General features: G+C 63.5%; 9 protein-coding genes. 7 read left to right on the top strand and 2 right to left on the bottom strand.

Annotation, left to right across the window (positions count from 1 at the left end; genetic code table 11):
• Positions 1-18 precede the first annotated feature (18 nt).
• Together CAF92_RS01395 and CAF92_RS01390 are read left to right on the top strand one after the other, a co-directional pair.
• A complete protein-coding gene (locus CAF92_RS01395; RefSeq protein ID WP_085598640.1) occupies positions 19-1,356 on the top strand; it encodes a UDP-glucose/GDP-mannose dehydrogenase family protein in 1,338 nt (445 codons plus the stop codon).
• A complete protein-coding gene (locus CAF92_RS01390; RefSeq protein WP_085598638.1) occupies positions 1,344-2,318 on the top strand; it encodes an NAD-dependent epimerase/dehydratase family protein in 975 nt (324 codons plus the stop codon). The genes CAF92_RS01395 and CAF92_RS01390 overlap by 13 nt, the downstream gene beginning before the upstream one ends.
• Before the next feature lie 333 nt (positions 2,319-2,651).
• On the opposite strand, the gene mqo is transcribed toward CAF92_RS01390, so the two are convergent.
• Positions 2,652-4,229 (bottom strand): malate dehydrogenase (quinone), encoded by a 1,578-nt coding sequence (gene mqo / locus CAF92_RS01385; RefSeq protein WP_085598636.1) that lies wholly within the window; start codon positions 4,227-4,229, stop codon positions 2,652-2,654.
• Positions 4,230-4,372: 143 nt separating this feature from the next.
• On the opposite strand from mqo, the gene CAF92_RS01380 reads away from it, so the two are divergent.
• From CAF92_RS01380 to CAF92_RS01360, 5 genes are all read left to right on the top strand, one after another.
• Entirely contained in the window at positions 4,373-5,593 is a 1,221-nt protein-coding gene (locus CAF92_RS01380; RefSeq protein WP_085598634.1) for a putative DNA modification/repair radical SAM protein, read from the top strand.
• Positions 5,584-6,468 (top strand): TIGR03915 family putative DNA repair protein, encoded by an 885-nt coding sequence (locus tag CAF92_RS01375; RefSeq protein ID WP_085598632.1) that lies wholly within the window; start codon positions 5,584-5,586, stop codon positions 6,466-6,468. Before CAF92_RS01380 ends, CAF92_RS01375 begins: the two co-directional genes overlap by 10 nt.
• 30 nt (positions 6,469-6,498) lie before the next feature.
• Positions 6,499-8,565: a maltose alpha-D-glucosyltransferase gene (gene treS, locus CAF92_RS01370; RefSeq protein WP_085598630.1), complete on the top strand. Its 2,067-nt coding sequence runs from the start codon at positions 6,499-6,501 to the stop codon at positions 8,563-8,565.
• Between the two features lie 327 nt (positions 8,566-8,892).
• A complete protein-coding gene (locus CAF92_RS01365; RefSeq protein WP_046616573.1) occupies positions 8,893-9,519 on the top strand; it encodes a riboflavin synthase in 627 nt (208 codons plus the stop codon).
• A 10-nt stretch (positions 9,520-9,529) separates the two neighbouring features.
• Complete coding sequence (locus CAF92_RS01360; protein WP_085598628.1) at positions 9,530-10,231, top strand: YoaK family protein; 702 nt, start codon at positions 9,530-9,532, stop codon at positions 10,229-10,231.
• Here CAF92_RS01360 and proP read toward each other — a convergent pair whose 3' ends face one another.
• A complete protein-coding gene (gene proP / locus CAF92_RS01355; RefSeq protein WP_085598626.1) occupies positions 10,232-11,734 on the bottom strand; it encodes a glycine betaine/L-proline transporter ProP in 1,503 nt (500 codons plus the stop codon).
• Between the last annotated feature and the right edge of the window lie 142 nt (positions 11,735-11,876).

Below are 11,876 nucleotides of genomic sequence, written 5' to 3'. Positions count from 1 at the left end.
TCGCCAAGGAGCTGTCAAATGAAGGTCACGGTTTTCGGTACCGGCTATGTCGGCCTCACCCAGGCGGTGTGCTTGGCCCAGGTGGGGCATTCGGTGTTGTGCATGGATATCGACGCCGAGCGGGTCGCCAGCCTCAATGCAGGCCATTGCCCGATCTTCGAACCCGGCCTTGCGCCGATGCTGGAGAAGAACCTGGCCTGCGGTCGCCTGCGCTTCACCACCGACGCCAGCGAAGCGGCCAACTACGCCAGCTTGCAGTTCATTGCCGTCGGCACCCCGCCACAGGCCGACGGCAGTGCCGACCTGAAGCACGTATTCGCCGTGGTCGACAGCATCCTCGAACATGCCGACGGTCCCAAGGTGATCGTCAACAAATCCACCGCGCCGGTCGGTACGGTGCACCGCATCAAGGCGCGCATCGCCCAGGCCGTGGCCGACACCAGCCGCTTCCGCGTCGTCAGCAACCCCGAGTTCCTCAAGGAAGGCTCGGCAGTCGATGACTGCATGCGCCCGGAGCGCATCATCATCGGTGGCGCGGAACCAGCCGAGGTAGAACTGCTGCGCGAGCTGTACCTGCCGTTCAGCCGCAACCGCGAAAAGCTCATGGTCATGGATGCACGCAGCGCCGAGCTGACCAAGTACGCGGCCAACTGCATGCTGGCGACCAAGATCTCGTTCATCAACGAAATCGCCAACCTGGCCGAGCATCTGGGCGCCGACATCGAAATGGTACGCCGTGGCATCGGCTCGGACCCGCGCATCGGCTACGACTTCATCTATGCCGGCTGCGGTTTTGGTGGCTCGTGCTTCCCCAAGGACCTGCAAGCCCTGCGCCGCAGCGCCGAGGCCGAAGGCTTCGAGCCGCAGCTGCTGCGTGCGGTGGAATCGGTCAACGAGCAGCAAAAGGGCCGGCTGTTCAGCAAGATCCAGCGCCACTACCCACGCGGCCTGCGGGGCAAGGTCTTTGCCTTGTGGGGGCTGTCGTTCAAGCCCAACACCAATGATATCCGCGAGGCCTCCAGCCGGGTCCTGCTGGAAGCGCTGTGGGCCGCCGGCGCGCGGGTGCAGGCCCATGACCCGCAGGCCATGGAAGAAGTCCAGCGGCACTATGGCCCGCGCGCCGACCTGCAACTGGTGCCATGCAAGGACGATGCACTGCGCGGCGCCGACGCCCTGGTGATCGTCACCGAATGGCAGGATTACCGTGTTCTCAACCTGGACAAGGTGCCGCAACAGCTGGCCGACCGGGTGGTGTTCGACGGGCGCAACCTGTTCGAACCCGAGCACATGGCAGCCGCCGGCCTGACCTACTACGGCATCGGCCGTGGCCAGGTGCAGCCAGCATGCCCGTACTGATTACCGGCGTGGCCGGCTTCATCGGCTACCACGTTGCGCGGCGCCTGTGCGAAGCAGGCATCGAGGTGGCAGGCATCGACAACCTCGATGCCTACTACAGCGTCCAGCTGAAGCTGGCTCGCCTGCAGGGACTGTTCGGCTTTGCCAATTTCCGCTTCCACACCCTCGACATCGCCCACCCGAGCGCACTGCAACAGCTGTTCGCCCGCCAGGCGTTCAGTGAGGTGATCCACCTGGCAGCCCAGGCCGGGGTGCGCTATTCGCTGGACAACCCCGCCGCCTATGGCCAGGCCAACCTGGTCGGCTTTCTCAACATTCTCGAGGCCTGCCGCCAGCAGCAGCCCCGTCACCTGATCTACGCCTCCAGCAGTTCGGTATACGGCGCCAACGCCAAGCTGCCATTCAGCGTCGACGACCCGGTCGAGCAACCGCTGTCGCTGTATGCCGCCAGCAAGCGCGCCAATGAACTGATGGCGCACAGCTACGCACACCTGTACCAGCTGCCGACCACCGGCCTGCGCTTCTTTACCGTATACGGCCCCTGGGGCCGCCCCGACATGGCGCCGTTCAAGTTCACCCGCGCCATGCTCGAGGGCCGGCCGATCGAGGTCTACAACAACGGCCTGATGGGGCGCGACTTCACCTACATCGACGACATCGTCGAGAGCATTGTGCGCCTGCGCCTGAAGCCGCCAGTGCCGGCCGAGGGGCAACCGCCCTGCCAGCTGTTCAACATCGGCCGAGGCCAGCCGGTAAGGCTGCTGCACTTCGTCGAATGCCTGGAACGTGCCTTGGGCATCAAGGCCCGACGCGATGACCTGCCGCGGCAAGCGGGTGACGTGCTGGAAACCTGGGCCGACGTCGACTCGCTGGCGCGCTGGATCGACTACACCCCGGGCACATCGCTGGAGCACGGCGTCAACGCCTTCGTTGGCTGGTACCGGGATTTCTACCGGGTTTGAGCCCGGCAATCACAACAAGATCACAGGTGATCGCGCCACTGCTGCCGTGGCCGCCCAAGCGCTGCCTTTGGGGCAGGCCTGGTACAAGACGTTCACTGCCATGGCCCTGGTATGGTTCGCGCGCGGCTTCGTCGAGTCGCTGAAGGAAGGCCACAACCCACACATTGCAAAGAGCAGCCTTGTGCTGCGAAGAGGCCGGTACACGCAATGAACAGCCTTTGCCAGTATCGACCTCTTCGCAGCACAAGGCTGCTCCTACAGAACCTCACTGAACCAGCGAGTCATGCGCAGTGCATGGGAGTGAGCTGCCCGGAAGGGCCGCACGGTACCTTGCTACGGCGTAACGACGCTCTCGGGAGCGCTCAGCTGCAACACCTCGTTGGTGTACGCCCACTCTTTCTGCACCTGGTCCGGGTGGTCGTTTAGGCGAATGCCGTAGGACGGGATGATCTGCCTGATCTTCGCCTGCCACTGCGGCGATGCCATCTTGTCCTTGAACACCTTGCTCAGCACATCGAGCATGATTGGCGGCGCGGTCGAGGCGCCAGGCGAAGCCCCCAGCAAGCCGGCAATGCTGCCATCGCTGGACGCCACCACTTCAGTGCCGAGCTTGAGCACGCCACCCAATGCTTCGTCCTTCTTGATGATCTGCACCCGCTGCCCTGCCTGCCACAGCCGCCAGTCTTCCTTCTTCGCCCCGGGGAAGTAGGTGCGCAACGCTTCGAAACGGTCATCGTCGGATTGCAGCACCTGGCCGATCAGGTACTGCACCAGGTCGAACTCGCGCACCCCGACCCTGACCATAGGCCAGGCATTGTGCACACTGGCGCTGGCGAACAGGTCAAGCAGCGAGCCCTGCTTGAGGAACTTGGTCGAGAAGGTGGCGAACGGCCCGAACAGGATCATGCGCTTGCCATCGAGCACGCGGGTGTCCAAATGCGGCACCGACATCGGTGGTGCGCCGGTGGCGGCGATACCGTAGGCCTTGGCCATGTGACGTTGGGCGATGGCCGGGTTGTCGGTGACCAGGAACGAACCACCGACCGGGAAACCGGCATAGTCCTTGGCCTCATCGATGCCCGACTTCTGCAGCAATGGCAGCGCTGCACCACCGGCGCCGATGAACAGGAACCTGGCGTCGGAGGCAGAGCTGCTACCGTCCTTGAGGTTCTTGTACTCGACATGCCAGGAGCCGTCGTCGTTGCGGGTGATGGCTTGCACTTCGCTCGACAGCTTGAGGTCGAAGTTCGGCCGGGTCTGCAGATAACCCACGTACTGCCGGGTGATTTCGCCAAAGTTGACGTCGGTGCCGATCGGCGTCCAGGTCACGGCCAGTTTCTGGTTGGGGTCACGGCCTTCCATCATCAGCGGTACCCACTTGCGGATCTGTTCGTGGTCCTCGGAGTACTGCATGGGCTTGAACAGCGGGCTGGCCTGCAGCGCCTCGTAGCGCTTCTTCAGGAAGCGAATGTTGTCGTCGCCCCAGACGAAGCTCATGTGCGGGGTGGTGTTGATGAAGGAATGCGGGTTCTTCAACACGCCCTGCTTCACCTGCCAGGCCAGGAACTGGCGGGTGACCTGGAACGACTCGTTGATCTCTACCGCCTTGCTGATATCGATCTTGCCGTCCTTCTCCGGGGTGTAGTTCAGCTCGGCCAGGGCCGAGTGGCCGGTGCCGGCGTTGTTCCAGCCGTTGGAGCTTTCTTCGGCGACCTTGTCCAGGCGCTCGACCATTTCCATCGACCAACCCGGCTCCAGCTCATTGAGCCAGACGGCCAGGGTTGAACTCATGATGCCGCCGCCCACCAGCATGACATCGACCTTCCTGGTTTCCGCGGCCTGGGCACCCAGCATGCCGAATGCCAAAGCCAGCCCGGTCAGCGCCACTGCCGGCTTGATGGTGATCTTCATAACCTCTCCCTTGCCTCGCCATCCGTAGGTTCAGCCACAAGCTTAGATGACGGATTCAGTCGGGCATGGCCGGCGCACAATCACTTGCAATCCGTCACATCTCAAAATACTGTATGAATACTCAGTATCACAGGTCAGCCGCCATGCAACTCATCGCCAAACTCGGCATTCTTGCCGATGCTGCCAAGTACGACGCATCCTGCGCCAGCAGCGGCGCGCCCAAGCGCAACTCGCGCGGGGCTGATGGCATGGGTGCTACCAATGGCATGGGCATCTGTCACAGCTACACCCCCGACGGGCGCTGCGTCTCGCTGCTCAAGGTGCTACTGACCAACTTCTGCCTCTACGACTGCCAGTATTGCGTCAACCGCCGCTCCAGCAACGTGCCACGCGCGCGCTTCAGCCCCGAGGAAGTGGTCCGGCTGACCCTGGATTTCTACCGGCGCAACTGCATCAGCGGCCTGTTCCTCAGCTCCGGCATCATCCGCTCGGCGGACTACACCATGGAGCAGCTGATTCGTGTGGCGCGGCTGTTGCGCGAAGAGCATGAGTTCCGCGGCTACATTCACCTAAAGACCATCCCCGATGCCGACCCGCTGCTGATCGAAGAGGCCGGGCGCCTGGCAGACCGGCTCAGCGTCAACATCGAGCTGCCGACCGACGCCAGCCTGAAACGCCTGGCACCAGAGAAACAGGCGCACACCATTCGCCAGGCCATGGGCGTGATCCATCAGGGCCAGCAAGCCGTGGCCCACGAACCCAAGGCGCCGCGCTTTACCCCGGCCGGGCAAAGCACCCAGGTGATCGTCGGGGCCGACAGCACCGACGACAGCACATTGCTGCGCAATGCCGAATCGCTGTACCAGGGCTACGGCCTCAAGCGCGTGTACTACTCTGCCTTCAGCCCCATCCCTGACAGCCCCGACAGCGTTCCCCTGGCGGCGCCACCGCTGCTGCGCGAGCACCGCCTGTACCAGGCTGACTTCCTGCTGCGTGGCTATGGCTACAAGGCCGGCGAGCTGCTGGGCCAGAGCGGCAACCTGGCACTGGACATCGACCCCAAGCTGGCCTGGGCGCTGGCCAACCGCGAAGTGTTCCCGCTGGACGTGAACCGTGCCGAGCCAGCGCTACTGGCGCGCATCCCCGGCATCGGCCTGCGCAGCGTGCAGCGGCTGGTAGCCCTGCGACGCGAACGGCGCATTCGCTACGATGACCTGATCCAGCTGCGCTGCGTACTGGACAAGGCGCGGCCGTTCATTGTCACCAGCGACTACCGCCCGGCCCAGGCCGAGCTGCGCAGCGGCCTGCTGAGAGCGCGCTTGCGTGAGCCGCAGGCGCCGGTGCAGATGGGCTTGTGGGGATGATCGCGCTCGACTGCGACGGCCTGTTCGCCACCTGGCGTGACCAGGCCCGGGTGTTGCTGGGGCATGGCATCGACCCGTCGGAAGTGACCTGGGCGCAAGGGCCAGTGGCTGATTTGCTGGCCGTACCGACAGCGCTGCCTGAGGGCTCCGGTCCGTTTCGCGCCAAGGTGCCAGCGGCGCTGCTGAGCCAGCTGGAACAGGCCGCCCGCTACCGTGGCGAGCACCGCTGGAACCTGCTTTACGAGGTACTTTGGCGGGTGGCCCATGGTGACCGCACTGCAATGCTGGCGGGTGACCGACTGGGTAGCGAGCTGCAAAGACGGATCAAGCAGGTCAATCGCGAAGCACACCACCTGCATGCGTTTGTGCGCTTCGTGCCACTCCCCGAAGTTTTGGCCGACCAGCTGCAACTTGACCTGGTGGCCTATCACGAGCCGGCGCATGACGTTCTGGAAAGCGCCAGTGCGCATTTCGCTGACCGCCTTGGGCGTTTGCGCTGGGTGATTGCCACGGCGCACGACGGCATACGCTTCGATGGCCAGGCATTCGACTACCAGCGCCAGTGCCCCGAACCCTGGCGCCAGTGGGCCCGCAACGCCGAAGACCCTGGCGCCGAATTATGGCGCACCTACTATCGTCATACCTTCAACCCTGCGCGCCTCAACCCCGACGCCTTGCGCCTGCACATGCCCGGGCGGTTCTGGCGACATTTGCCGGAGGGCATGCTGATTCCGCAGCTTGAAGGCCTGGCTCGCCAGGGCAAGCAACGGGACGGCCAAGCCCTTGAAGTCGCCTCCCAGGCTGGCAAACAGATCAGCAAGCCCACGAAGCATTCTCAAGCCGAACGATCAGCCGCCACAACCGTCATAACCTGAGCCGCTGCCGACACGCAAAGAGGACGCGAAATGACCCAACCCGACCCGTCATACGTCAAATGGCTCGAAGACCGCGCCATGCTCAGGGCCTCCCAGCAACGCACCCATCTGTACTCGGGCCAGTCGCGCCTGTGGCAGCAACCCTACGCCGAAGCCCAACCCCGACGCGCCACTGAAATCGCGTCGGTCTGGCTGACCGTCTACCCCGATGCCATCATCGCCCCCGAAGGCTGTTCAGTGCTCGGTGCGCTGGCCCATGAAACGCTGTGGAAGCGCTTGTCGGAGATCGGCATCCAGGGCCTGCACACCGGCCCGATCAAGTTGTCCGGCGGCATTCGCGGGCGTGAACTCACACCCAGCGTGGACGGCAACTTCGACCGCATCAGTTTCGACATCGACCCGCTGTACGGCAGCGAACAGGAGCTGATCCAGATGAGCCGCATGGCCGCCGCGCACAACGCCGTGACCATCGACGACCTGATCCCCTCGCACACTGGCAAGGGCGCCGACTTCCGCCTGGCCGAACTGGCCTACGGTCCCTACCCGGGGCTGTACCACATGGTCGAAATCCGCGAGGAAGACTGGCCGCTACTGCCCGAAGTGCCTGCCGGGCGAGATGCGGTCAACCTGCTGCCGGCCCAGTGCGACGAACTCAAGGCCCGCCACTACATCGTCGGCCAACTGCAACGGGTGATCTTCTTCGAACCAGGCGTGAAGGAAACCGACTGGAGCGCCACACCGCCGGTGACCGGTGTGGATGGCAAGACCCGACGCTGGGTGTACCTGCACTATTTCAAGGAAGGTCAGCCGTCGCTGAACTGGCTGGACCCGACCTTCGCCGCCCAGCAGATGATCATTGGCGATGCCCTGCACGCCCTGGACTGCCTGGGTGCGCGCGGCCTGCGCCTGGATGCCAACGGCTTTCTCGGCGTGGAGACCCGCGCCAGCGGCACTGCCTGGTCGGAAAGCCACCCGCTGTCGATCGTCGGCAACCAGCTGATCGGCGGCATGATCCGCAAGGCCGGCGGTTTCAGCTTCCAGGAACTGAACCTGACCCTCGACGACATCGCGCAGATGTCCAGAGGCGGTGCCGACCTGTCCTACGATTTCATTACCCGGCCGGCCTACCAGCATGCACTACTGACCGGCGACACCGAGTTCCTGCGCCTGATGCTCAAGGAGATGCATGCCTTCGGCATCGACCCAGCTTCGCTGATCCATGCCTTGCAGAACCATGACGAGCTGACCGTGGAACTGGTGCATTTCTGGACCCTGCATGCACATGACATGTACCTGTACAAGGGCCAGACCTTGCCCGGCGGCATCCTGCGCGAGCACATCCGCGAAGAGATCTACGAACGGCTGTCGGGCGAACATGCGCCGTACAACCTGCGCTTCGTCACCAATGGCATATCCTGTACCACGGCCAGCCTGATCGCTGCTGCACTGGGCATCCGCGATCTTGGGCAGATCGGGGTGGCAGAAATCGAGCTGATCCAGAAGGTGCACCTGCTGCTGGTCATGTACAACGCCATGCAGCCAGGTGTGGTGGCGCTGTCCGGCTGGGATCTGGTGGGCGCCCTGCCATTGCCCGCCGAAGCGGTCGCGCAGCGGATGCTCGATGGCGATACCCGCTGGATTCACCGCGGCGGCTACGACCTGGCCGGGCTCGAGCCGCAGGCTCAGACGTCTGTGCGCGGCATGCCCCGTGCCCGGGCGCTGTATGGCAGCCTGGACAGCCAGCTGGAAAACGGCAATTCGTTTGCCTGCAAGGTGAAGAAACTGCTGGCGGTGCGTCAGGCCTATGGCATCGCCACCAGCCGCCAGGTGCTGGTGCCCGAAGTCAGAAGCCCCGGCTTGCTGGTGATGGTGCATGAGCTGCCGGCCGGGCGTGGCATCCAGATCACTGCGCTGAACTTTGGCCAGGAAGTGATCGCCGAGGAGCTGCAACTGACCGGGTTCACGCCGGGGCCGGTGGTGGACATGATCAATGAAACGGTCGAAGGGGATTTGACCGAGGATGGGCGGCTGATGGTGAACCTGGACCCTTATGAGGCACTGTGCCTGCGGATCGTCAACAGCAGCGGCCATGTCTGAATTGTATTTGCCCCATTGCCTTCGCCGGTGAAGCTCGGAACGGCAGCCACGCGATACCTGTGGGAGATTGCCCAGCCCTTCAGGCCGCGCTGTCGCACAGATAACTGAATTCGCAAGCGATCCTCGTACTCTGGGGAGCGGCTTTAGCCGCGAAGAATCCAACGCGGTGCATGGCACCGGCTGCGCCGGTGTTCGCGGCTAAAGCCGCTCCCACAGGGTCCCTGCTAATTCAATGAGTTATGTGCAGTTCCAAATGGCCGGCTTGCTTTTACCGCTCCACGGGCATAGCGTTCGGAAGTTTTCTTTTCCGTGCCCAGGAGCAACTCCATGTACACCGGCATCGTCCAGGCCGTCCGCCCTCTGCTTGATGTGACCACCTACCCGGGCCACAACCAGTTCACCATCGACCTCACCCCCGAACTGCTCGACGAACTGAAGATCGGCGCCAGCGTCAGTGTCGAAGGCACCTGCCTGTCGGTCACCGAAATCCACGGCACGCAGGTCAGGTTCGACGCCATGACAGCCACCCTCGAGCGCACCAACCTGCGCAACTTCAAGGCCGGCCAGGGCGTCAACATCGAACGCTCGGCGAAGATGAACGCCGAAGTCGGCGGCCACCTGATGGCCGGTCATATCGCCACCACCGCCGAAATCGTCGAGCTGTCGATCAAGGAAACCGGCGCCTTCATCAAGTTCCGCATGCCACCGGAATGGGGCAAGTACGTGTTCCCACGCGGCTTCATCGGGGTCAACGGCTGCAGCCTGACCGTAGCCGATGTCGAGGACAATGTGATCACCATCAACCTGATCCCGGAAACCCTGCGCCAGACCACCTTCCCCAGCTACAAGGCCGGCGACCTGCTCAACATCGAAGTGGACCACCAGACAATGGTGCTGGTCGATGTAGTGGAGCGCACCATCAAGAGCACCCTGGCCCGCGAAATGCCTCGCTGAGCTCCCGAGCATGCTGCCCAACACCCTCCCCGCACGCACAGCCAAGCGGCTGCGCCTGCAGATGCTGCGTGGTCGCGTGGGCCTCGGCCTGGTCGCCGGCCTGTCCGTACTAGCCGGCATGACCGATGCCATCGGCCTGCTGGCGCTGGGCGACTTCGTGTCGTTCATGAGTGGCAACACCACGCGCCTGGCCGTCGCCATCAGCGATGCGGACCTGGCCCTGGTGCTGCGGCTGAGTGCTGCGGTGCTGGGCTTCGTCGTCGGCAACGCCATGGGCGTGCTGCTGGCGCGCGCTTTCCGCCGCAGGGCCTGGCCGGTGCTGCTGGTAGTCGCCGCCCTGCTGGGCTTTGCAGCCGCATGGCCCTTGGCTGCGACCTTTCCAGCGCTGCTCGCTGCCACATTGGCCATGGGCATGATCAATGCCGTGGTCGAACAGGTGAACGGCCTGCCCATCGGCCTGACCTACGTCACCGGCGCCCTGTCACGTTTCGGGCGTGGGCTGGGGCGCTGGCTGCTGGGCGAGCGGCGCAATGGCTGGCGGGTGCAACTGGTGCCTTGGGCCGGCATGCTGCTGGGCGCCGCGCTGGGTGCCTGGCTGGAGCGCCACCTGGGCCTGCAAGCGCTAGCCGGCAGCTGCTCGCTGGCCTGCGTGCTGGCCCTGGTGTCGCGGTTCATTCCGCGGACATGGCAGCGTGGTTACATGCCAAACTGATCACTCGATGCGCGGGTGCTGCTGCACCAGCAACTTGCGCTTGGCCTCCAGTTCGGCAATCTGCGCATCGATGTCCTCGATCCTTTGCTCGATGTTGTCGTGGTGTTCCTGCAGCAACTCACGCGCTTCCTCGATATCCGATGCTGCCGGTGCCGCGCCGCGCAGCGGCTTGTTCGCGGTTTCCTTCATGGTCAGGCCGGTAACCAGCCCCACGGCGGCGATCACCATCAGGTAATAGGCCGGCATGTACAGGTTGCCAGTACTTTCCACCAGCCAGGCGGCGATGGTCGGGGTGAGGCCGGCGATCAGCACCGAGATATTGAAGGCGCTGGCGAGGGCGCTGTAGCGGATGTGCGTGGGGAACATTGCCGGTAGCGTCGAGGCCATCACGCCGATGAAGAAGTTCAGCAGCACGGCAATGATCAGCAGCCCGGCGAAAATCACCCCCAGTACGCCGCTGTTGATCAGCATGAACGCCGGGATGGCCAGCACGAACAGGCCGACGCTGCCGACGATGATGAACGGACGACGGCCGAACTTGTCGCTGAGCAGCCCGATCACCGGCTGCACGAACAGCATGCCGACCATGATCGCGATGATGATCAGCACGCCATGGTCTTCGCTGTAGTGCAGGTTGTGCGACAGGTAGCTGGGCATGTACGTGAGCAGCATGTAATAGGTGACGTTGGTGGCGATCACCACGCCAATGCAGGTCACCAGGCTGCGCCAGTGTTGGGTGGCCACCTCCCTGAACGACACCTTGGGCCCGGTCGCCAGGCCTTCGCGATCGCCTTTCTCAAGCTTGTCGACGTGCTGCTGGAAGGCTGGTGTCTCCTCCAGCGCATGGCGCAGGTACAGGCCGATGATGCCCAGCGGCAAGGCGAGGAAGAACGGCAGGCGCCAACCCCATTCGAGGAACTTGTCTTCACCCAGCACCGTAGAGATCAACACCACCACACCGGCACCCAACACGAACCCTGCTATCGAGCCGAAGTCCAGCCAACTGCCGAGAAACCCGCGTTTACGGTCAGGGGCATATTCGGCGACGAAGATCGACGCGCCGGTGTACTCCCCCCCCACCGAGAAGCCCTGGGCCATCTTGGCCAGCAGCAACAGGATCGGCGCCCAGATACCGATGCTGGCATAGGACGGTATCAGGCCGATGGCGAAGGTGCTGAGCGACATGATCACGATGGTTGCAGCGAGAATTTTCTGCCGCCCGAACCGGTCGCCCAAGGCACCGAAGAACAGCCCGCCCAGAGGCCTGATCAGAAACGGCACCGAGAACGTGGCCAACGCCGCGATCATCTGCACGCTTGGGTCGGCATTGGGGAAGAATACCTTGCCCAGGGCGTAGGCGACGAAGCCATAGACGCCGAAGTCGAACCATTCCATTGCATTGCCCAGTGCCGCCGCGGTGATTGCCTTGCGCATCTTGCCGTCGTCGACAATGGTGATGTCCTTCAGGCCGATTGGCTGGAGGCTTTTCTTGCGAGGTTTCATGTCCGTATCCCTGTCGATGAATGCTCTAAGGGATGAGATACAACGGGACACTAAATAATTCAGCGCTTACGGATTTTTTGTGTTTTTCCTCTCACCGGTTGCTGCGCAGGTAAAGAAAAAGCCGCTGCGATGGCAGCGGCTT

It is taken from the genome of Pseudomonas sp. B10(2017) (assembly GCF_002113295.1).
GTDB classification, from domain to species: Bacteria; Pseudomonadota; Gammaproteobacteria; order Pseudomonadales; family Pseudomonadaceae; genus Aquipseudomonas; species Aquipseudomonas pudica.
This window is presented reverse-complemented; position numbering and strand designations above follow the sequence as displayed.